We start from the raw sequence: 21,721 nt of genomic DNA on the forward strand, positions 1-21,721 counted from the left end.
GACGCCTGGATTGGGCGCCCAAGTCGAGTCTCGTGACATGGGGCTAATGACAGTGTCAGCTCGCAACCGGCTTATCGGAGTGCAAGTAGCCACCATGATTCAATCAGCACCATCTGAACCATGACAACCCGTGCAGATACCAACCCAATCGCAGTGCGGAACTTGCAGATTCGCACTGAGGACGGGACTGTCAGGGAGCTACTCATCGAGATCTATGCGCCGATATGCAATCAGACCGGTATGCCATGGCATTGTCGCTACCGCATCAACGGCCTCTGGCAGCGGCCTGTAGAAAGTGAGAGCGTGGGTGAAGACGCTATGCAGTGCCTGCATCTCTGCATTCAGGCGGTCGCAGGCGTGATGGAAGCCGCTCTGGCGAAGGGAATGATCTCGTACCCAGACGGCGAGAAATTTGACAACCTGGAGCTGTGCAAAGAGACCATCGCCAGCAGACGCCCACAAAAAATCAGGTCGGCACTGCGTACCGATAGGTCGCTAGCGCGCGAGATTCGCAAGGCGACATTGATGATCAGCAAAGATCCTGTGGCCGCACAGCGGATGCTGCGCACGCTGCGCCGACGTGCCTCTGCACAGGGGCTGGTTCCACAGATGCTCGTGTGTCTTGATGGCGAGCTAGCCTCCGCCAGAGAGGCGCACGACGATGCTGAGGAGTTGCGACTTCTGCGCGCTATCGCGAGTTGCCAGCCGTCAGCGCCCAACCTGGCCGCGCTGGGTGGAGCCCTGCTGCGGCGTGGGGAGGGCCGTGCCGCACGAACCTGGTTCCTGAGAGCAGCCGCTGTGGTGGAGCCTGGGACAAAGCTGGAGCGTATGATTGTCAGCAAGCTCAATAGATTGCCTTGAAGCGCAGATACAAGATGCTGTGGGCGAGTCAACCGCATGTGCCCCCACCGACAACGCCAAGGCGATCACGGGTCCCTTCGGCCAGACCACCACGCTCACGGCGCACGCCGAACGGCCGATACGCAGGGCCGGGCTGCGGAGATACAGCATGATGATGACGGTTGCTGGAGTTGGAGCCTCATGGTTGCTGGGGAACCTGAAGCCGATAGTAATTTCCTGACGCCGACGTCTCCGCAGGGAGGAGACACGCGAGCCCTGGTGCGCCGGTTCATGCGGCGGCCGCAGGGGGGTGGGCTGGAGAGAGTATCTGGAGGCTGGAGAGAGTATCTGGAGAAGGAGAAGTCCTACCGCTCCCGCGCGCTGCGGGGGACGTGGTCCCAGTAGGTGACCGCGCCGTCTTTCCAGGCCACGATGCGGATGCCGCCGTCGTGGGAGGCGACGATGGCGACGGCGCCGTGAATCTCGTGGCAGAGGCGGTAAGCCGAGCGGTGACGGGTGCCCACCCAGTCCACGGGCTCCAGCTCGTAATGCGCGCCTTCGAGGTCGAGGGCCCGGCGGACGGTGGTGAGGGTCGCGGCGCCTCCGCCGATCTCGCCGCCGAAGCCGAGCAGCTCGAAGCGCTTGGTCATGACCACCGCGCCGTCGACGTCGGCGAGGCCGGCGGTGAGGTGGGCCATCTCGAAGATCGCCTCGTCGAGCGCGGCCACCTCGGGGTTGCGGGAGCGCTCGTAGGTGTCCCAGTCGATCTGGCCGACCTCGGGAGGTGTGCTCTGCGCCAGGGTGCTCATGAGGGAGAGGATCAGGCTGCGGAAGCGGCGGCGTGGCTCGGCGTCGCGGAAGCGGTACTTGAGCTTGACGTACAGCGCCTCCTCCAGGACGGCGCGGGTCAGCTCGGGGGGGAGGAGAAGCACCGTGCCGCCGTGGCGGGCGACCTGCATGGTGGCGATGATGCGCTTCACCATCTGCTGCGAGATCTGCCGGAAGATCTCGGGGCCGAGGGGGGTCCAGGGGATGGGCGCGCAGCGCTCCGCCTCGGCGTGGAGCGCGATGAGCTCGCCGCGGGTCTCGCTGAAGGCGGCGGGGAACCAGCGCGACGTGAAGATGTCCATGCCCCCGCAGGCGGCGAGGGAGCCGCCGCGCAGCTCGCCGAGGACCTCGACGTCGCGGTCCACGGCGAGGAGTCCCGGGCCGAAGCCGCGCACGACGAGCGCTCCGGAGGGAAGCTCCGGGGCCGCGCCGCGTCCGCCCACCGCGCTGCGCAGCCAGAGGGGGCCCGACTGGAGGATGCCCCAGATCTTCAGCGCGCCGCCTTCATCGAGGTGTACGCCGATCAGCGCGCGGGCGTAGGGCGCGGCCGGGGCGATGCGGCGCAAGGCGTGGGGGGTGTACGGGCGGTGGGAGACCAGCTCCAGGCGCTGCAGGCCGGAGGGCGGGCCGGCGTCGGAGGGGAAGGCTTCGGGGGCGCAGAAGACCAGGCGGAAGGTGACGGGGCGCTCTTCCTCGCGGAGCAGGGTGGCCTGGTAGGCGGTCGAGAGGAGCGCTTCGAGGGTGGCGAGGTCGGGCGGTGGGCAGGCCGGCGTCGCCTGGGCGCCGTCGCCAGGGCCCGGGTGGAGGCGCTCCACGAGGAAGCGGGCGAGATCCGCGGGGTAGGCGTGGGAGGGCGCGGGCGGCGGAGGCGACTGGGGCGGCGTGGGCGGCGCGGGCGGCGGAGGCAGCGTGGGCGGCGTGGGCGGCGTGGGCGGCGTGGCCATGAACTGCGGCGCAGGGTAGCAGCGGGCGGCGCGGAGAGGGCGAGATCGGCCTTCAGCGCGGGCCGCCCAGCTTCTCGACGAAGAAGCGGCCTGCTGCGGCCGGGTCAGTCCAGCATGCTCTCGGCATGCATGAGGAGCCGCTCCACCTGCGTGCCCTGAGCGCTCCTTCGGACCCGCTCGGCCCCCTCGGGGTGGCTGATGAGCAGGTGTTGGTAGAGCTCCACCTTGGCACCCAGCACCGACCCACGGCGATCCTTTGCGACGTCCGTAGCCAGCTCGGCGAGGATCACCTCGGACATGCACGCGAGGATCTCCTCGATGCGACCTGGTTGGTGATGTAGTCCGGCGCATCGAGCGTGGCCTCTGGCCCGAGCGTGACGAGGTCACTGCGCCCGCTGTCATGCGCTTCCTTGATGGTGATGTCACCAGAGCTGAAGGTGACGTGAGCGTCAGGGGGGAAGCACCCTGCAACGCATAGACCCAGGTTTGAAGTGCCGTCCGGCAGAGCCGTGCAGTGATTGATTTGACCATTGTTCATGGTGAGGTAGGCGCTCGTGGGCACGTTCCAGAGGCCCTGGCTCATGGCGTTGTAATAAACGGGATACAGTCGTTGTTTCAGGGCGGGATCCGAGCTGGCGTACGCATTCACGCTCGCATCGTTCAGGTATAAACTGGCATCCCTGCCCGCTCCTTGCAGATTGGTCCAGTAGAGGCTCGCGTCGTCGGCCACGATGCTGCTGGGCTCTTGCTGCCCCGTCGCCAGCACGATGGGAGTGCCACCCTCGGTCGGGACCTGCAAGACCGTCCCGGCGTCCTGATCGACCACATAGACCGTGGCTTCGTACAGCGAGAGTCCATAAGGACCGACGAGGTCGGACGAGAGGATGAGGGGCGCGCAGAACGACACTTCACAGGCCTGTCCCAGGCAATCTCGTCCACACATGCCGCAGTTCGAAGCGTCGGTGCTCGTGTCGGTACAGCGTCCTCCGCAGTAGGCCCTGTCCTCATGACAGGTGCACGAGCCTGACGCGCAGGTCTCGCCGGCGGCGCAAACGATGCCGCATTCTCCGCAGTTCTCGGGGTCGATGCCGAGGTTCACACACGCGTGTGAGCATGTCGCAAGCTCCTGGGGACAGGGTTCGACACCCTCTCTGCCGCCCGCGCCCCCGCCGCCGTCGCCGCTCACCAAGGTGAAGTCATCCAGACCGGAGATGGCGCCGCATCCACTTAAAAGGACCGGGAGTTGGGGAATAAAACGCATGAGCCGCATCGTTGCACGAAACCGCGCACGGGCCCGTGGAGGAATGAAGGGCTATCACTCCTTCTCTCGTTCCGTACGCGGCAGAACCGCGGGCATTGCGACGATGAACCGAGGCGCCGCGGCGAGAGCCACGTGGGTATGGTCACTATCGCTGTGCCGACTTGCGGGTATGACCCGAGGTTTGCCGGAATGGGAAGATCGGGAGATCCCCTGTCAGCGCGGGCCGCCCAGCTTCTCGACGAAGAAGCGGCGCACGTCGTCGGCGTAATACCGGCCGGCCGCGCCAGGGGGGTTGTGGCCCTCTCCAGGCATGATCAGCAGGTCGAAGCGCTTGCCGGCGCGAATGAGCGCGTCGGCCATGCGCATCGTGGTGGACAGCGAGGCGTTCACGTCCTGCGCGCCGTGCATCAGCTTGAGGGCGCCGCGCAGGTTGCCCGCGAGCGCGACGTTGGAGCCCGCCGCGTACCCGGCAGGGTTGTCGGCAGGGAGGCCGAGGTTCGGCTCGTTGATGATGGCCTCCTCCTCCAGCGCGCCCGGCGCTCCGGCGTAGCCCGCCTTGAAGAAGTCCGGCGCGGTGAGCATGCCGCGCAGCGCGAAGTAGCCGCCCCAGGAGTGGCCGTGGAGGCCCACCCGATCGAGGTCCAGGTAAGGGCGCGAGGCGGCGGCCTGGCGCAGGGCGGCGACGTGATCGGGGATCTCCGTCTGGCCGACGCGGCCGTAATTGACGTCCTGGAAGGCCTTGCCGCGGCCGGGGGTGCCGCGGGCATCGAGCACCATGACGACGAAGCCCATCTGGGCCAGGCCGAGGGCGATGTGCGAGGTGGCAGTGCCCGCGAAATGCCAGGGGACGACGGTGATGAAGGGGCCGGCGTAGATGCAGTCGATGACCGCGTAGCGCTTGCGGGGGTCGAAGTCGCGGGGCTTGTAGAGCACGCCGTGGAGCGGCGTCACGCCGTCGGCCGCGAGGACGGTGAGGGCCTCCGGGGGCGTGTAGGGAAGCGCGGCGAGGGCGCTCGCGTCGGCCTTTGCGTAGCGGAAGGAGGTGCGCCCGTCGGTGGAGGCCACGTCCCAGGCGCGCGGCGCGGTGCGCGTGGAATGCCCGTCGAGGTAGTACTTGCCAGAGGGAGAGAGGGAGATCCGGTGGATGCCAGGGTCGGGCGTGAGCCGCTGCAAGGGTCCTCCGGCGAGGGGCACGCGGTAGAGGAGCCGGTCGTAAGGCGCGGCTTGATCGGCGGAGGCGAGGAGGAAGAGCGCGTCACCCTCCGGGGCGACGCCGACCACCTGGTGGACGGGGAAGGCGCCGGTGGTGACCTGGCGTTCGAGTTTGCCCGCGTAGTCGTAGAGGTAGACGTGGCGCCATCCGTCGCGCTCCGACATCCAGAGGAAGCGGCGGTTGTCCGGGAGGGGCACGAGCTGCTGCGCCCAGCCTTCCGAGGCGAAGTCGAGGGCGCCCACGAAGGTCTCCGGGCGCTCCTCGCGCAGTACGAGGCGTGCTTTGCCGGTCAGGGGAGCGACGGCGACGAGGTCGAGCCGCTTGCCGTCCCGGGAGAGGCGGAGGACGAGCGCTTCGCTTGCGTCAGGGCGCCATCCAGCCAGCCAGGCATACGTCTCCTGAGCCCCGGGGGAGGTGGCCGAGGGGGCTTCCGAGGGCACCTGCGTCACCCTTCCCGTCGAGGGCTCGACGAGGTGAAGCTCGGCGCGCACCAGGGGGGTGCCGGTCTTGGTGTAGGGGGCCATGGTGACGCGCTCGATGGCGGTGCTGTAATCGACGAGGGGGATCTCGTGGACGCCACGCGCGTCGTTGCGCCAGACGGCGAGGAAGCGTCCCTCTGGAGACCACGCCCTGGGGGGAACCTGCCAGGAGTGGTTCTTCGCGCCGCTCCGCTCGATGCGCGCGTGTCCGCGGCCGTCGCGCACGGCGAAGCCGCCCTCGCGCTGCACGGCGACGGTCTGGCGGTCCGGCGAGACAGCGTGGTCGTCGGAGAAGGCCAGCGCGGTGAGATCGTCGGGCGCGAGGGGCACCACGCGGTGATCCGAGAGGCCCAGGGCGAAGGCGCGTCCCTCGACTCGGAACACGATTCCTTGTTGATCCGGCGCAATGGCGAACCGGAGGTGGTCCGGGAGCGTCACCTCCTTGCCGGTGAGCCGCGAGAGCTGGGCGCGGAGGGCGTCCGGCGATAGCAACGGGGCCACGCTCCCCGTGCGGGCGTCGACGAGGACCCAGGTCCCCCGCAGGGGGCCCACCGCGGACGCAGATGCGGATTCGGACGCGGATGCGGTTGCGGACGCAGATGCGGTTGCGGATGCGGACGCAGATGCGGACGCAGATGCGGATGCGGATGCGGATACGTACCAGGAGACGAACCGCTCGCCCTCGCGGAGCCATTGCGGTGGGCTCAGGGCGTCGCGGATGTGCTCGGGGAACCTGGCGTACCGCTCGGCGAGGTCGAGGCGCGCCTGGAGGGTGTCCTCCGGCGCTGTCGGGGGCGGCGCGATGGCCCCCGAGGTGCTGCGCGGCGGCGTGAAAGGCGTCGGCGCGACACCCACGGCTGGGGTGCAGCCCGCCGCCGCGACCAGCGCCATGGCCACGACGTCGCGCAGAGAGCAGCGTGCCCGCTTCATGCGGGGCACCATGGAGGCCGGGCACGAGCGCTACCAATACAATTTCCAGGGGAGATCGAGACGGCTACCGTCTCGATGTGGAGTTCCGTCAGCTTCAGCTCTTCGTCGCGGTCGCGGAGGAGCTTCATTTCGGCCGGGCCGCAGCCCGGGTGGGGATGGCGCAACCGCCGTTCAGCCAGCAGATCCTCAGGCTCGAAGAGGAGCTGGGGGTGAAGCTGCTCTCCCGGACCAGCCGGCGCGTGGCGCTGACCGCCGCGGGCGCGCAGCTCCTCGACGATGCCCGGGGGCTGCTCGCGCGGCGCACGGACCTCATAGCCTCCGCGCGGCGGGCTTCGCGCGGGGAGATCGGCAGGCTCCGGGTGGGCTTCGCGGCGTCGTCCGCGTTCGGGATCCTCGCGCCCGTGGTCCGTAGCTTCCGGGCGCGGTTCCCGGAGGTGAGCCTCCACCTGGACGAGTACGAGATGCCCGGGCTCGGCGCGGCGCTCGCCACGGGTGAGCTGGACGTGGCGGTGGTGCGCGCGCCGTTCCAGCAGGAAGGCGTCGCGGTGGAGGAGCTGCTGCGCGAGCGGTTCGTGGTGGCGCTCTCGACGCTGCACCCGAGGGCCCACGAGAAGGCCCTGCCACTGTCGTCGCTTTCGCCAGAGCCGTTCGTGCTGTTCCCCAGGCACACGGGGCCCGGAATGCACGACACGATCGTGGGGATGTGCACGCGCGCGGGCTTCTCGCCCCGCATCGTGCAGGAGGCGTCTTCCTGGTCGTCCGTGATCAGCCTCGTCGCGGCCGGCATGGGGATCACCCTCGCGCCCAGGTCTGCCAGGATCCTGCGGCCGAGGAGCGTGGTGTTCCGGCAGGTGCGCGGCGCCAGGGGCTGGGCCACGCTGGCGATGGCCTACAGGGTGGAGGAGCCTTCGCCCATCGCCGCGCATTTCCGGGCCATCGCCCATGCGACGGTGGCAGGCACGGAGCCGGTCACGCCGGGTGCGGGTTAGCGCGCCAGACCAGACCGGTCCGAGCTGGCCGGACCTTCAGCGCGCGGCGAGGGCGGCGAGGGCGTCGCCGGTGACCCGGTGGACGGTCCAGCCGTCCATCGCGACGGCGCCGAGGGCCCGGTAGAAGCGCAGGGCGGGCTCGTTCCAGTCGAGCACGGACCACTCGAAGCGCCCATAGCCGCGCGCGACGGCGGTGCGGGCGAGGGCGATCATCAGGGCGGAGCCCACGCCGCGCTTGCGGGCGGCAGGGCGGACGAAGATATCCTCCAGGTAGAGGCCTGGCCTGGCGAGGAAGGTCGAGTAGGTGGTGAAGTAGAGCGCGAATCCGACCGGTGTGCCGTCGAGCACGGCGAGGAGGACCTCGGCGGCAGGGTGGGGGCCGAAGAGGGTCTCCCGGAGGCTTGCCTCGTCGGCGACGCACTCGTGGAGGAGCTTCTCGTATGCGGCGAGCTCGCGGATGAACGCGAGGATGAGCGGCACGTCCTCGGCGACGGCAGCGCGCAGGACGAGGCCAGGGGCGAGATCAGGGGCGAGATCAGGGACTGGCGTGGGGAGCGGAGCGGTGGGCGTCATGACGTCGTGACACGATGACATGCCCACTCCGTGATACGAAGCCACAGAGAGGACATCCATGACCGACCAGCTCAGCGAACGGGAGACTCGGCTGCTCGAACGGTTCTCGATGAGGACGCAGGAGATCCGGCACCGGCAGGGGGTGGAGGTGCACCAGGCGATGCCTCCCGATCTGGCCACGGACGCCGAGCTTCCAGGGCACTCGCGCCACCTCCTGCGGTGTCTGAACCGGTGGGCGCTGCGCTGGGCGTCGCCGGATGGCGTGCACTCGGGCGGGATCGCGCCGACGTGCGCGCAGTGGGGTGAAGACGGCTCCGCGTACAGGCTTCCTCCGGGGAAGACGCTCATGGAGCTCGACGCGCACGTCGATGGGTGCAGGGCGTTCTTCGTGCGCGACGCGGGGGCGCCCGTGGACAGCGCGTGCGTGATGGCGACGAGGGCAGGCGGCGAGGGGGAAGCGTTGAAGGTGGGGGAGACGCTGGCGGACTACCTGGAAGCCGCCGTGGAGCACCACTTCGCGGCCGGGTGGCCGACGGACGCGGCGCGGGCGCAGGAGGCGGTCGACTGGCTCACGGGGCAGCCGTTCGAGAGCCAGTTCGAGGTGCGGGTGGCGGCGCTCGAGAACGCGACGGCGGCGGGGCTGCGCGCGCTGCGCCTCCGGTGGCTGAACCCGAGGTCGCGCCGGAGCATCGCCGTGGCGCTCAAGCTCGGGGGGTCCGCCGGCTCGGATCTGGTCCTCCTGGAGCGGGCGCTGAGGACGCCGCGCACGATCAACCCGGGGGCGGCGAAGGACATCGCCTACAGCTTGATCCTCGGCAACATGGCTCCCGAGGACACGCACCGCTTCTTCATCGCCGACGAGCCGCCTGCGGACACGGCGCTCGTGGTGCTGGACGTGACGCGGGTGGGCACGGCGTTCCTCCGCGAGAACGAGCGGCAGCCGCCCGCGCAGCACCTGCTCCAGCTCCTGCTCGACGCGCCGGGGGCCGAGCAGCTCCTCGCCACCGTCGACGCGCAGCGCGTGCGCTTCTCGGAAGCGCTGCCGGCCGAGGAGCTGGCAGGGGTGGTGCTCGATACCTTCGTCGCGCAGCGGGAGTTCTCGCTGCCCCGCGGCAAGGTGCCCGGGCAGATCCAGGTGGCGGCGGTGCTGCCACGGGCGCTGATCCCGACGGGCTGCGTGCCGGACGCGGTGTGGACCTCGGTGGCGCCCGCGAACGATGGGCGGACGCCCGAGGGGTCGGTGCTGAAGAGCGCCTGAGCCCACGCCGGGTGCTGATCGCAGGCGTCCTGCCGCGATCCCGCGCAAGAATACGTGTCGGGACTGCCGCGGTCGCGGAGTCGCGGATGGGCCTCAAGGCGTCACGCTATCGCCAGGCGATGGGCATCTCCACGCCCAGCACACGACATGGATCCGCGGTTCACGCCATCCGTCATTGGCATCGAGTGATCGATCATTCGATCGATCGCCATTGCCATCTTGGTGGGGTCGCGTGGTGTCCGATTTGTCTTTGACATTGTTCGAGACCACGTACATCCTTGCGTCTCTTCCAGAGCATTCTGGAATTGACTGCAACCCATTACCAAGGAGCAGACGACATGATCATCAAGAAGGTCACCACCGTCACCGTCAGCACCGTCAAGTACCCCTGAACGAGGGTTACTGCGCCGGCCCATCACGGCGAAACCCGTGGTGGCCGGCGGTTTTGATACGCGCGACTTTGATGCGCGCGGTTTTGATACGTAGATAAGAGGGTGAGCCCTTCCGTGCTCTCCCGCCATGGGTGGTCGGCACCGTTATCGCCCGAGCGAAGCAATGGACTCAGCGGAGGCCTCGTGTTGAATCAGCGTGTCCCATTCGACGGTTTCTCTCTCTCCTGCTCAGGGGACGCATTGAATTACTCCTTGCCCTGGCTCTCCATCGAGGCAGAACTCTCGGGGCCTGACAGGGACACGGTCCTCGCCGGTATCGCGCAGATCCAGAAGGGCGATTACTTCGCCCGGGAGGCGCAGAACTTCCTCCAGCAGCTCAGTGATTACCCCGCGAGCTACTTCGCGCCACGGAAGGGCCTGGGGCGGGAAGCGTCGCAGGCGCGGATGGAGGAGCCGCCGGGCTGCACGACGCCTGGCGCGATCCTGGCGCGGGTGGGTGCCCCCTACCCGATGCAGACGTGGATGTGGGACCTCGGGCGCATCGAAGCGCTCTCGCAGGTCGACGAGCATGTCTTCGATCCCCTGAGCGTGGTGTCCTACCTCATTGGCAAACGGCTGGAGCTGGAGGTGTTGACGGATCCCTACCGCGCGGCGGTCGAGCAGAAGTTCGACAAGCTCCGCGTGTTCGACGAAGGGACGCTCTTCGAGCTGGCCGCCCTGGTGATCCGCCAGACGCACCACATCACCAGCAGCATCCTGCCCATCCTCAGGATCGCGCACGAGGCGCACCCGCGGCTCGCGGAGTCCATCAAGCACTTCATGGACGAGGAGATCGGCCACGACAAGCTGATGGAGCGGTCGCTCTCGCACCTCGGGCGCAAGGACCCCGCCACGATCCCGGTGCTCCCCTCGACCGCCGCGATGATGAAGCTCTTCGAGCTCGCGGCGCGCCACTCTCCCCTCGCCTTCGTGAGCTGCATCGGGATGTTCGAGGGGTCGTCCTACCCGGACAGCGATCCGCTGGCCGATCTGCTGGAGAAGACGTCGATCCCGGGAGCGGCGTACGGCTACAAGGCGCACTTCAAGATCAACCGCGATCACAACCACAAGGACGAGGTCTTCGCCTTCGCCGCAGCGCTGCCGGCGCTGAGCCAGGAGGAGCTGACGCTCGGGGTGCGCCTCTTCGAACTGACCGCGCGCGCGAGCCAGATCATGGACATCGAGATCAACCAAGAGATTGACCGCACGATCACGTCGCGGCTCGTGCGATGACGGGTGCAGCGGGGCTGCCGCGCCCATCGTCGGAGATTCTCGATTTCCGACCCCCTTCCCCGGTGGACCTGCCGCACCTCGTCGCGCTCCAGACCGACGCGGCAACCATGCGGCACTACGGTGGGGTGCAGGAGCGCGCCAACATCGAGCGCCGGCTGCAGCGCGCCATCGATCACGAGCAACGGTTCGGCTACGGGCTCTGGAGCATCTACGAGCGTCAGGCCGGGGAGTTCATGGGCCTCGGGGGGTTCATCCGCTACAACTTCGACTTCGATGCGGAGACCATCGAGCCTGTCGTGTGCTTGAAATACGAGGCACAGCGGCGCGGCCATGGCCGTCACATCGTCGAGCGGCTGCACGCCTGGGCGCACGAGGCCGGGCTGCTTCACCTCACCCTGGGGCGGGTGGAAGTGGCGCACGAGCACATGGCCAAGCTCATCGCCTCGTACGAGGGGCACCCGCGGTATCCGATGATCCGGTCCCCCGCCGATCCCGAGGGCCGCTACCTGTTCTACCGGCTGGTGCCTCCCTCGGGGGCGTGAGCTACGCCGGCTCGATGAAGTTGAGGCGGTAGCCGTCGGGATCGGTGACGACGATCTCGCGGGTGTGCCAGGGCTGCACGATGGGGTCGCCCACGGTGACGCCGAGCGCGCGGGCCTTCGCGGTCACCGCGTCGACGCCCCCCTGCCCCGCCCGGAAGCCGAGGAGTACGCCCACGCCCTTCGGCGCGGGGAGTTGCATGCCCGGAGGAGGGGTGACGAGGTAGACGTCGGCGCTGCCGCCCCAGCGCAGGTGGACGAACGGGGGCTCGGCGTGGATGCGCTCGAAGCCGAGGGCCTCGTAGAAGCGGGCCGAGCGGTCGGCGTCCGAGGTGAGGAGCTTCACGAAGGCGCTGGGGGTCGGGGCGATGTCCACGGGCGTTGCGTAGCACGGGCGGGGCGGAGCGCGGGTGGAGCGCGGGTGGAGCGCGGGCGGAGGGCGAGCGGAGGGCGAGCGGAGCGCGGGCGGGGCGGAGCTGGGTCTTCGGGGGGGAGCGGAAGCAGCTCTACGGGTAGGATGCAGCCATGACGACGGTTGGACTCATCGGCGCTGGGATGATCGGTGGCACGCTCGCGAAGCTCGCGGTGGACGCGGGACACGACGTGGTGATCAGCAACTCACGCGGGCCGGAGACGCTCGCAGATCTGGTGGCCAAGCTCGGGCCGAAGGCCAGGGCGGGTACGGCGCAGGAGGCGGCGGAGGCCGGGGACATCGTGGTGGTGACCGTTCCGCTCAAGAACTACAAGCAGGTGCCGGTCGCGCCGCTGGCCGGGAAGATCGTGATCGACACCAACAACTACTACCCGGGGAGAGACGGCCGGATCGAGGAACTCGACAAGGAGCAGACCACGACGAGCGAGCTGCTCGCGGCACACCTGCCGGGAGCCAGGGTGGTGAAGGCCTTCAACCACATCTACTTCGAGCACCTGGCCAAGGAGGGGCAGCCCTCCGGAACTCCCGGCCGTCGGGCCCTCGTCATCGCGGGAGACGACGCGGAGGCGAAGAGGGTCGTCACCGACCTGATCGACGTGTTCGGGTTCGACGTGGTGGATGCGGGGCCGCTCAGCGAGGGGTGGCGCTTTCAGCGAGATCTGCCGGCGTACAATGTTCGGGGCGATGCCAGGGAGATGCGGGAGGCGCTCGGGAAGGCCAAGCGCTACGCCGAGCAGGGATGACGCCGGATGCGTCGTGATCCTGGGAGGATGCTGGTCGGAGGCATGAAGGTGCTCGTGCTGGCAGGCGTTCTGGCAGGCGTGCACACGGCTGGCTGCAGCAAGGGGGACCGGGTGGTCGGGCGTGAAGAGGCGCCGACACGCGACAAGGAGTGCAGAGAGCCTGCCCGCCCCAAGGCTTACTTCTATCCTGCGGAGGATCGCACGCACTACGCGCCCGATGATCCCTGGAAAGATGGGTGCGCGCTGCTGGTCCCCGACCACCTCTTCTGCTGCCCGCAGAGCCGCTGAGTCGCGGCGGTACGCGGCCGCCGCCGTCGGACGTGACAGGCGCGGGGGGAGTGCCTAACGTTCCTGATCGATGAGATCCGCGCTCCTGGTGCTGCTTTCCCTGGCGATGCTCGGCTGCAGCGGATCGACCCCACCCGTCGACACCAGCATGCCGGACGCCAAGGCACCCCGAAAGCGCCGCGCTGGCGGGAACGACCGCTCGATGTGCCTGTCGCAGGTCAAAGACAACAACAGCGAGGTGATCGAGGCCGCGGGACAGGGCTCGGAAGACCCCAACATCCGCCGGGTGTTCCAGTTCATCGGGACCGGAGAGGACCGGCACAAGGTCCTGGTGTGCAGGGAGATCGACACCAACTTCGACGGCGTGAAGGACGTGGTGCGTCGGTACAACGATGCCGGGGAGAGCCTGCACGAGGAGGCCGATGCGAACTACGACGGTCGCATCGATACCTGGCTGACCTTTGCCAAGGGGCGCCTGGCCGAGGTCCGCACCGATACCAACCACGACGGCATCCCGGACCAGTGGAAGTACTACAGCGAGGGTCGGCTGGCGCGGATCAAGCGGGACACGAACCGCGACGGCAAGCCCGATGTCTGGGAGATCTACCGCGACGGGAAGCTCGAGCGCATGGGCGTCGACATCGACGGGGACGAACGCGTGGATCGGTGGAACCACGACACGGATCTGAAGCGGCGCGCCGAGGAGGCAGAGCAGAAGGCGATGGCCACCAAGGAAGCGGAGGCCAAGCGTGCTGCGGGAGAAGGAGAAGGCGAGGACAGCGCCGCCGCGGGGGAGGAGAGCGCGACACCCGGTCCCTCCCCGACGAAGGCCCCCGCGACCGGCGAGAGCAAGCCTCCGCCCCCGGCGCGCGAACCGCGCTGAGGTGCAGGGTTCAGCGCGACCGACGTGGTGCGCGACGTGAGCCGGCGGGCGCGCGCTCGTCCGAGCGTCCCTGGGTCACGCGAGCGCCCGCGGGAGATGAAGGAGAGGGGCGACGCACGGAGGATGGCTGCCGGGGCGGTCGCTCCTCCGCAGCGTCCCGGCTCCTTGGCGCGGTAGGGGTACTCGCGGGACGGCGCCCAGCACCGCGGCGGTCTCCTTCCACAGCAGGGGCACTCGCGGGACGACGGCCAGGGCCGCGGCGGTCTCCTTCCACGGCAGGGGCACTCGCGGGACGACGGCCAGGGCCGCGGCGGTCTCCTTCCACGGCAGGGGCGCTCGCGGGACGACGGCCAGGGCCGCGGCGGTCTCCTTCCACGGCAGGGGCGCTCGCGGGACGATGGCCAGCGCTGCGGCGGTCTCCTTCCCATGCGGGAGCGCCGGCGTGACGACGGCCAGCCGTGTGGCTTCCTTCCATGGGGGAGGACTCTGCCGGGCGTCGCGAGGTGGAGGCGCGGGGACCTCTGCCAGCGGCAGGGGCGCTGTGCTCATGCTCGTGGCGCTTTCGCCCGCCGGCGATGTCTCTCGCGGTGGTCGTCTTGCCCTGTACGCCGGGCGTCATCATGGCGCCGCGAATGCGCTTTGGCACGCCGAACTGCTTGCGCATCTCAAGGAGCTCGTCAGGCGAGAGGTGGCGCCACTGCCCAGGTCGGAGGCCTTCGCTGGTGATCTCGGAGAAGGCGAGACGCGCGAGGCGCAACACAGGCCAGCCAGTGGCGTCTCCCATGCGGCGGATCTGCTGGTTCCGGCCCTCGCGAATGGTCAGCTCGATCCAGGTCCTGTCCGGCTCGTGACGGAGGATGCGGGCCTCGGCGGGGAGGGTGAGTCCGTCCTCGAGCTGGACGCCCTTGCGCCAGGGCAGGAGATCTTCCTCGCTCATGACGCCGCGGATCTTGGCGACGTAGGTCTTCGGGACGCCGCCCCGTGGATGCAGGAGGGCGTTGGCGAACTCGCCATCGTTGGTCATGAGCAGCACACCGCTCGTGGCGTAATCAAGGCGCCCGACCGGGTACAGACGCACCCCGATGTCCTTCACCAGCCCGGCAACCGTGGGCCTCCCTTCGGGGTCCCGGACCGTCGAGACCACGTCGCGCGGCTTGTGCAGGACGATGTACGCCGGCTGCTCGGGTGCGAGCCGCTTCCCGTCCAGCTCGACGCGGTCACGCCCAGGGTCGGCCTTCTGCCCGAGCTCGGTGATCACCCGTCCATTGATGCGCACGCGCCCCTCAAGGATGAGCGCCTCAGCGGCGCGGCGCGAGGCGATGCCTGCGCGGGCTATGATCTTCTGCAGTCGCTCTTCCATGGGCTCCTCGGGTCGCTCACCGCAGAACGGTGGCGACACCAGCGTCTCTCGCAGCTCACTGCCTAGCAAAGCTGTGATAAGCAAGATAGATGCGCCGCGTCGATAAACCCTGGGGTCATGAGCTGATCTGGGCCCAGACGGACCGCTATGTCGGCAAGGTCCTCCACATCCGCGCCGGGCAGTGCCTTTCGCGCCAGTACCACCGGGTCAAGGATGAGACGCTGCTCCTTCAGAGCGGCGAGATGGACCTGGAGATCGGTCCCGCAAACGCCGTGGAGCGACGCAGGATGACCGCAGGCGACGTCTTTCATGTGACCCCGGGGACCATCCACCGGATGGCCGCGGTGACGGACGTCGCGGTGGTCGAGGTCTCCACCCCGGAGCTGGATGACGTGGTTCGCCTCGAAGACGTGTACGGGCGCGAGGGAACCAGCGCTCCCTGATTCAGATCTGGGCGAACCGGCCGCTCTGGAAGGAGGCCTGAAGCAGCTCGCCGACGCGCCGTTCGAGCTCCCGGGCGCGGGGGTCACCAAGGCTCGACAGCGCCACCTTGATCTCGCCGAGCGTCTTGAGCTGGCTGAAGAGCTGCACGTCGCCGAGGGCAGCGCCACCGGTCAGGATCTGACGGATGCGGTCGATCTCCGCAGCGAGCGCCTCCACACCCACGCTCAGGACACCCACCCGACGGCGATCAGGGTGCTCGCGGAAGAACCCTTCAAGCACCGGCTGGATGATGCCTTCGAGGATGGCTGCCTGATCGCGGTTGTTCCAGATGTGCTTCAGGACGAAAAAATCGCTCAGATCGGGGGCTTCTCGACCTTCGAGGTAAGCGCTCGCAGCGAAGAGCTTCAACATCTTCACGACGCGCCGATCGGACAGGGAGATGCCCTCTGCACGGATCTGGAAGACCAGTCCCTTGTAGGAGGAGAGAAAGCTCTCGGAGAAGCGCATGCGCGTCCCGAAGGAGCGGTTCAGCTCGGCGAACTCCTGGGCCGTCACCAGGGGCCGGAGGGGTTCCCCGGAAAGCTGCCGGATCTCGTGCTGGATGCCGCGCTGGAGCAGCTCGTTGAAGTGGTAGGCGTCCAGGTTGTCGGAATGCACCCGGATGAGAAAGCGGTCGAAGATGGCGGTGAGGGTCTCGTCACCGGGCACTTCGTTGGAGGCAGCGAACACGCTGATGAGGGGGCAGCGGAGGACCTGACCCCCGCTCGTGAACTTGCGCTCGTTGAGGAGGGTCAGCAGCGCGTTGAGGATGGCGCTGTTCGACTTGAACACCTCGTCGAGGAACACCACCTCGGCCTCGGGGAGCATCCCCTTGGTGTTCCGCCGGTAGACACCGTCCCGGAAAGCACCGATGTCCACCGGGCCGAAGATCTCGTTCGGCTCCGTGAAGCGGGTGAGCAGGTACTCGAAGTACCGCGCCTGCATCAGCTCGGCGAGAGACCGGATGAGGGCGCTCTTGGCAGTGCCGGGTGGCCCGAGCAGGAGGCAATGCTCTCCGGCAGCGACGGAGATCATGAGGAGGCGAATGATCTCGTCCTTCCCCAGGAACTGCTGCTCGAGGCTACCGGCCAGCAGGTGGAGACGCTCGAACAGGGGTGCCGACATCGGCGCGACTGATTAGCACAAGCGGCGAGGCGCTTACGCGCGTTTGGCGGCGCGGCGCGCAGCACGACGAGGCCTCAGGTCAGCGCGTCTGCAGCACACGCAACAAAGCCCGAGGGGATTGTGCCTCGGGCTTCTCTCGCGCCTATCGTTCGGCGCTCATCGTTACTGCTTTCCGGAGCGGGAGACGGGATTTGAACCCGCGACGTCAACCTTGGCAAGGTTGCACTCTACCACTGAGTTACTCCCGCAAATCAGGTCGGGACCGGCCTGATCTGGTACTGCATCCCTCCGGACCCCCCTTGCTGGGGTCCCCGTCGGAACGAGGGGATTGCTACCAACGGCCCTCCTCCAAGTCAAGGACTCGATCACTTTCGTTGCGAACTTCATCTTCCCAGCGGTTGCACGGCCGCTCTGGTCGAGTATGGTGTTGAGAGTCGTCAGCGAGGAGGTCGTCCGGGTGGCCGGAGCCGAGCTTCTGGTTGATGTCGTAGCCTGACGGGTGGGCGGGGTTCAGAGGCGGGGTGGTCCCGCCAAGAGCTGGACGTTGACCACTGGCAGGTCTTGAGGGGTTGGGGGGATTCATGAGTGAGCAAAGCGTTTTGAGGGTGGAGATGGCGGAAGCAGCGGCCCCCGCCATTCAACAGAAGGAATATCGCTCCGGAATCCACGCCAAGCGCCGGGACGCGGCCGGGGGTTGGGGACTGGTGATGGTGGGCGTCGACAGCCCCCCTCAGGTGGTCGGGCTGACGGATGGCGCCGTCGTCGGGAGCGCCGACAAAGAGAACCAGATCGGGCTCACCGGTATCGCCCCGGAGCACGCCCGAGTCAACGTCCGCTCTGACGGCTGCTACATCGAGGATCTCGGGACCCAGGAGGGCACCTGGGTGAACGGCGTCCGCGCCAGACGCATCAACGTCATGCACGGCGACGTGGTGCGGCTCGGTGAGCAGATCGCCGTGTTCGTGGAACGCGAACTCAACCTTCATGAGGGAAGCCCGTCGCGGCTTGGTCCTCTGGTCCACGGCTCCAAGCAGCGCCGCGACTGGATCGAGCCCGCGCTCGACCTGGTGCGGCGTGGGTCGAACATCTGCATTGAGGGCTCACCGGGTGTGGGCAAGCGGACGCTCGCCCACCAGGCAGCGATGCTGCGGCAGCACCTGGGCGACATCTTCGTGATCGATGGGGCCGTCGAAGGGAAGCCCACCGCCACCGTGTTCGACCCGAATGCCCCGGGCAAGATGGGGAGCACCCCTGCACCCACAGGGGTCCGACCGGTCACCTGGCTCATCTACAGCGCCGATCGGTTGCCGAGGCCGCAGCAGCTCGAGGTAGCCCACGCCGTGGGGCGGATGAGCGGTGCCACCCTGATCATCACCACCGAGCAGCCGCTGGACCGCGCCGCGGGGGATGGGCACATCGCCCCCTGGTTCGCGTCCCTCTTCTCCGGCAAGCGTCTCACGGTGCCCTCCCTGGAGGTCCGGCGCGAAGACATTCTCCTTATCGTGCGAGACATCGCTGAGCGCATGGGAATCGGCCTGAATCGGTTCACGCCCGACCTGCTGGAGGCGCTCGTGCGTGCAGGCTGGCCAGGGGGCGTCCCGCAGCTCGAGAACGTGCTCACCACGGCCGTGCAGGCCACGCCCGAAGGTCCGCTCTCGCTGGCGACGATCGCGGACTCGCTCTCCCGGGGTCCTCGGCTCAAGCCGAACCTGCCGCCTGCCACGGATCCGTCGCTCGCGCGGGCCCGGCTGGAGGACGCGCTCGCTCGCGCCAACGGTTCGGTGGCCTCCGCCGCACGCGCGCTGGGCATGTCGAGGCAGGCGATCTACCGGGAAGCCGACCGTCTGGGACTCGACATCGCCCGTCGCAAGGTTCGCTGAAGCCGCTCGCGTCCGCCAGAGGGCACCCCGAAGCCTTTCCCACGAGCGCGGCCCGGACCCGGGCCGCGGAACCCGCACACGACCCTCTTCATGGCTGCTGGCTGTCGAAGACGCCGGCCAGCACCTGGTGTCCCTTGTCGCCTCGCCCCGGTGACCGTGGCCTGCTCGGGAGTCCTGGGCTACGACTGCCCCCGTGAGAGCGGACAGGCCACGCGCGGTGCAAGACGAAGCCCGATGGCTCGCCGACCTCGCGGAGATCTATCGAGATGCCGATGAGGCCTTCTCCGGCTGGAGTTGCCCGGCGTCCACCGAGTGCTGCCGGTTCGGGATCACCGGCAGGGAACCCTACGTGACGAGCATCGAACTCGCGGCCGTTCGGCGTGCGCTGGCAAAACGTGGCGGGGCTCGCTCGTTCCGGCATGCCGCCCCCCTCGCCTCGGGAGATGCTGCTCCGCAGCCCTCCACGGGTGGGCCGCGGCGTTTGCCCGTCACGGAGCGCACGTGCCCGATGCTGACCGAGCAGGGACGCTGCGCGATCTACGCCGACAGGCCGCTCGGGTGCCGCACTTTCTTCTGTCACCAGGCCGAACCGGGCACTCCGGTGCGCCACCGAGACCTGCTCGCACTCGTGCGCCGGATACAGGAGCTGGCTGCGCGTCATCAGCCTGGAGGCGATCAGGGTCGTCCTCTGACTCGCGCTCTTCAGGGTGGGGGCTGAGCGGGTCTCAGGAGCGCTCGACGGCAATCACCCCAGGAATTCGCTGGAGCTGCCGGATCATGTTCTTGAGCTGAGCCAGATCCGAGCAGAGGAACGTGAACGTGTTCATGGCGCGGCCGTCATCGCTGGCACGGCAGGTGGCCTCGCTGATGTTGATCCCCTGCTCGTGGAACGTGTGGCTCACGGTGGCGAGGATGCCCGGGCGGTTGGCGGTGGTCACCTTGACGGACACGGGCCGGTTGATCTTGGCGCGGGCGTCCCACGAGATCTCGACGCGGCGCTCGGGATCGGTGTCGAACGCCTTGGGACAGTTGCGCCGGTGCACGGTGACGCCGCGACCGCGGGTGATGAAGCCGATGATCTCGTCACCGGGCAGCGGGTTGCAGCACTTGGTGTAGCGAACGAGGACGTCGTCTATCCCGTTCAGGCGAATGCCCTGGCTCCCCTTGCCGGTGACCTTGCGCACCAGCGACTCGATGCGCCCTTCCCGGATGGAGTCGGGCGGAGAGGCCCCCTTCTCGTCCTCGGCAGGCGCGAGGAACTCGCAGATGGTCCGCGCGCTCAGCTTGCCGTAGCCGATGCCGATGAACAGCTCCTCCGAGGAAGACACCGAGAACCGCTCCAGCACCCGGCGCATCTCCGCCTCGTTCTTGCTGAGCCGGTTCAGGCTCATGCTGCGCTGGTGCATCTCCTTCTCCAGCAGCTCTCGCCCGAGCTTCAGCGACTTGTCGCGCTGCTCCTGGCGGAGAAAGGCGCGGATCTTGGAGCGGGCACGTCCGGTGCTGACATTCTCGAGCCAGTCCTTTGAGGGGTGCTGGTTCGGGTTGGTCATCACCTCGACGACATCGCCATTGCGCAGCTTCGAGCGCAGGGGAACGAGCACTCCGTTCACGCGCGCTCCGGAGCAGTGCTCCCCCACCTCCGAGTGGATCGCGTACGCGAAGTCGATGGGGGTCGCACCACGCGGAAAGACGCGCACGTCGCCCTTCGGCGTGAACACGTACACCTCGTCCTGGAAGAGGTCGACCTTGACGCTCTCCAGGAACTCGGCCGGGTCCTTGAGTTCCTTCTGGAACTCCATCAACTGGCGGAGCCAGCTGAAGCGCGCCGCGTCCTTCGGGTCGACCCCTCCGGAGCCGTGCTCCTTGTACTTCCAGTGCGCGGCGATGCCTTGCTCGGCCACCCGGTGCATCTCGCTCGTGCGGAGCTGCACCTCGATCCGCTCCCTGCCCGGACCGATCACCGTCGTGTGCAGTGACTGGTACATGTTCGGCTTCGGCAGCGCGATGTAGTCCTTGAAGCGACCAGGGATGGGCGTCCATTGCGAGTGGATGACGCCCAGCGACGCATAGCAATCGGCGACCGATTCCACGACCACGCGGAACGCGATGGCGTCGTAGACCTGATCGAAGTCACACTGCTGCACCTGCATCTTGCGCCAGATCGAGTAGAGGTGCTTCGCGCGCCCCGCGACGTCGACCGCGAACCCCTGCTCGGCCAGCTTCGACGACAGGATCTTGGAGGTGTCGTGGATGTACTTCTCGCGCTCCTTCGCCGTGGTGGCGATCTTCCGCGTCAGATCGGCGTACGCCTGAGGCTCCAGGTACTTGAACGAGAGGTCTTCGAGCTCGCTCTTGAACCGCGCGATGCCGAGCCGGTTCGCCAGCGGGGCATAGATGTCCATCGTCTCGCGGGCGATGCGATCCTGCGCCTCTGGCTTCATGAACTCCAGGGTGCGCATGTTGTCGAGCCGATCGCACAGCTTGACGAGGAGCACGCGGATGTCGCGCGCCATGGCGACCAGCATCTTCCGGAAGTTCTCGGCCTGCCGGTCCTCCTTCGAGGCGAAGTTGATCTTGGAGAGCTTCGTCACCCCGTCGACGAGGAACGCGATCTCCTGCCCGAATGCTGCCTCGATGTCGGTGACCGTGGCGAGCGTGTCCTCGACGACGTCGTGGAGGAGCCCCGCGCAGATGCTCGCCGTGTCGAGCCGGAGATCGCTGATGATCCCGGATACCGAGGCGGGGTGGGAGAAGTAAGGGTCGCCGCTCTTGCGCTTCTGCCCTTTGTGAGCGTCGAGCCCGTAGTTGTAGGCTCGGGCAATCAGGTCGACGTCGGTGTGTGGCTGGTAGCTGCGAACGCGATCAACAAGCTCGGTCAACGTCAGCATGAAGACACCCGGCGGTTATCCCGCCTCTCTTGTTGACGCTAACACCGCGATCCAGACACCGCAATTATGTCACCATGCCAACCCCTGCCCTCTCGCCCCTTCACAATCCATCCCATCACG

At 68.0% G+C, this 21,721-nt stretch carries 20 protein-coding genes and 1 tRNA gene; 11 read left to right on the forward strand and 10 right to left on the reverse strand.

Annotation, left to right across the window (positions count from 1 at the left end; translation table 11 throughout):
- Positions 1–120 precede the first annotated feature (120 nt).
- Positions 121–861: a DUF6968 family protein gene (locus CAP_RS51090; RefSeq protein ID WP_156041242.1), complete on the forward strand. Its 741-nt coding sequence runs from the start codon at positions 121–123 to the stop codon at positions 859–861.
- A gap of 344 nt (positions 862–1,205) precedes the next feature.
- Here the strand turns inward: CAP_RS51090 and CAP_RS29445 are convergent, their stop codons facing one another.
- The 4 genes from CAP_RS29445 to CAP_RS29460 all read right to left on the reverse strand — a co-directional run bounded on the left by CAP_RS29445 (position 1,206) and on the right by CAP_RS29460 (position 6,495).
- On the reverse strand, positions 1,206–2,612 hold the full coding sequence (locus tag CAP_RS29445) for a putative sensor domain DACNV-containing protein (protein WP_052376309.1): 1,407 nt from the start codon (positions 2,610–2,612) through the stop codon (positions 1,206–1,208).
- 104 nt (positions 2,613–2,716) lie between these two features.
- Complete coding sequence (locus CAP_RS29450) at positions 2,717–2,911, reverse strand: hypothetical protein (protein ID WP_044247002.1); 195 nt, start codon at positions 2,909–2,911, stop codon at positions 2,717–2,719.
- A complete protein-coding gene (locus CAP_RS51095; RefSeq protein WP_197041405.1) occupies positions 2,899–3,873 on the reverse strand; it encodes a hypothetical protein in 975 nt (324 codons plus the stop codon). Before CAP_RS51095 ends, CAP_RS29450 begins: the two co-directional genes overlap by 13 nt.
- 213 nt (positions 3,874–4,086) lie before the next feature.
- Positions 4,087–6,495 carry a S9 family peptidase gene (locus CAP_RS29460; RefSeq protein ID WP_231511755.1) on the reverse strand — a complete coding sequence of 803 codons (2,409 nt, stop codon included), beginning with the start codon at positions 6,493–6,495 and terminating at the stop codon, positions 4,087–4,089.
- Between the two features lie 77 nt (positions 6,496–6,572).
- On the opposite strand from CAP_RS29460, the gene CAP_RS29465 reads away from it, so the two are divergent.
- Positions 6,573–7,484, forward strand: coding sequence for a LysR family transcriptional regulator (locus CAP_RS29465; protein WP_044247005.1), 912 nt, complete (start codon positions 6,573–6,575; stop codon positions 7,482–7,484).
- A gap of 36 nt (positions 7,485–7,520) precedes the next feature.
- Here CAP_RS29465 and CAP_RS29470 read toward each other — a convergent pair whose 3' ends face one another.
- The gene (locus CAP_RS29470) at positions 7,521–8,078 is read right to left on the reverse strand and encodes a GNAT family N-acetyltransferase (RefSeq protein ID WP_231511756.1); all 558 of its coding nucleotides are present in this window, start codon (positions 8,076–8,078) and stop codon (positions 7,521–7,523) included.
- Between the two features lie 37 nt (positions 8,079–8,115).
- Between CAP_RS29470 and CAP_RS29475 the strand changes: the two genes are divergently transcribed.
- The 3 genes from CAP_RS29475 to CAP_RS29485 all read left to right on the forward strand — a co-directional run bounded on the left by CAP_RS29475 (position 8,116) and on the right by CAP_RS29485 (position 11,521).
- A complete protein-coding gene (locus CAP_RS29475; protein WP_044247006.1) occupies positions 8,116–9,315 on the forward strand; it encodes a hypothetical protein in 1,200 nt (399 codons plus the stop codon).
- Positions 9,316–9,959: 644 nt separating this feature from the next.
- On the forward strand, positions 9,960–10,979 hold the full coding sequence (locus tag CAP_RS29480; protein ID WP_156041244.1) for an iron-containing redox enzyme family protein: 1,020 nt from the start codon (positions 9,960–9,962) through the stop codon (positions 10,977–10,979).
- On the forward strand, positions 10,976–11,521 hold the full coding sequence (locus tag CAP_RS29485) for a GNAT family N-acetyltransferase (protein WP_081865381.1): 546 nt from the start codon (positions 10,976–10,978) through the stop codon (positions 11,519–11,521). The genes CAP_RS29480 and CAP_RS29485 overlap by 4 nt, the downstream gene beginning before the upstream one ends.
- A gap of 1 nt (position 11,522) precedes the next feature.
- On the opposite strand, the gene CAP_RS29490 is transcribed toward CAP_RS29485, so the two are convergent.
- Positions 11,523–11,894 carry a VOC family protein gene (locus tag CAP_RS29490; RefSeq protein ID WP_044247009.1) on the reverse strand — a complete coding sequence of 124 codons (372 nt, stop codon included), beginning with the start codon at positions 11,892–11,894 and terminating at the stop codon, positions 11,523–11,525.
- Between the two features lie 149 nt (positions 11,895–12,043).
- Between CAP_RS29490 and CAP_RS29495 the strand changes: the two genes are divergently transcribed.
- From CAP_RS29495 to CAP_RS29505, 3 genes are all read left to right on the forward strand, one after another.
- Positions 12,044–12,694 (forward strand): NADPH-dependent F420 reductase, encoded by a 651-nt coding sequence (locus CAP_RS29495; protein WP_044247010.1) that lies wholly within the window; start codon positions 12,044–12,046, stop codon positions 12,692–12,694.
- Between the two features lie 6 nt (positions 12,695–12,700).
- Positions 12,701–12,982, forward strand: a complete 282-nt coding sequence (locus CAP_RS29500; RefSeq protein ID WP_156041245.1) for a hypothetical protein — start codon at positions 12,701–12,703, stop codon at positions 12,980–12,982.
- Positions 12,983–13,052: 70 nt separating this feature from the next.
- A complete protein-coding gene (locus CAP_RS29505) occupies positions 13,053–13,865 on the forward strand; it encodes a hypothetical protein (protein WP_044247012.1) in 813 nt (270 codons plus the stop codon).
- Positions 13,866–13,875: 10 nt separating this feature from the next.
- On the opposite strand, the gene CAP_RS52685 is transcribed toward CAP_RS29505, so the two are convergent.
- Positions 13,876–15,225, reverse strand: coding sequence for a pseudouridine synthase (locus tag CAP_RS52685; protein ID WP_081865382.1), 1,350 nt, complete (start codon positions 15,223–15,225; stop codon positions 13,876–13,878).
- An 89-nt stretch (positions 15,226–15,314) separates the two neighbouring features.
- Here CAP_RS52685 and CAP_RS29515 point away from each other — a divergent pair, with 89 nt between their 5' ends.
- Positions 15,315–15,668, forward strand: a complete 354-nt coding sequence (locus CAP_RS29515) for a cupin domain-containing protein (protein WP_044247013.1) — start codon at positions 15,315–15,317, stop codon at positions 15,666–15,668.
- 1 nt (position 15,669) lies between these two features.
- Here the strand turns inward: CAP_RS29515 and CAP_RS29520 are convergent, their stop codons facing one another.
- Positions 15,670–16,833, reverse strand: a complete 1,164-nt coding sequence (locus CAP_RS29520) for an AAA family ATPase (RefSeq protein ID WP_044247014.1) — start codon at positions 16,831–16,833, stop codon at positions 15,670–15,672.
- Between the two features lie 176 nt (positions 16,834–17,009).
- Positions 17,010–17,081, reverse strand: a tRNA-Gly gene (locus CAP_RS29525).
- 363 nt (positions 17,082–17,444) lie between these two features.
- On the opposite strand from CAP_RS29525, the gene CAP_RS29530 reads away from it, so the two are divergent.
- Both CAP_RS29530 and CAP_RS55855 read left to right on the forward strand, forming a co-directional pair.
- Positions 17,445–18,713 carry an FHA domain-containing protein gene (locus tag CAP_RS29530; RefSeq protein ID WP_231511757.1) on the forward strand — a complete coding sequence of 423 codons (1,269 nt, stop codon included), beginning with the start codon at positions 17,445–17,447 and terminating at the stop codon, positions 18,711–18,713.
- Positions 18,714–18,930: 217 nt separating this feature from the next.
- Entirely contained in the window at positions 18,931–19,431 is a 501-nt protein-coding gene (locus CAP_RS55855; protein WP_370865997.1) for a YkgJ family cysteine cluster protein, read from the forward strand.
- 7 nt (positions 19,432–19,438) lie between these two features.
- Here the strand turns inward: CAP_RS55855 and CAP_RS29535 are convergent, their stop codons facing one another.
- A complete protein-coding gene (locus CAP_RS29535; protein WP_044247016.1) occupies positions 19,439–21,601 on the reverse strand; it encodes a RelA/SpoT family protein in 2,163 nt (720 codons plus the stop codon).
- Positions 21,602–21,721: the final 120 nt, after the last annotated feature.

This window comes from Chondromyces apiculatus DSM 436, assembly GCF_000601485.1.
GTDB lineage: Bacteria > Myxococcota_A > Polyangia > Polyangiales > Polyangiaceae > Chondromyces > Chondromyces apiculatus.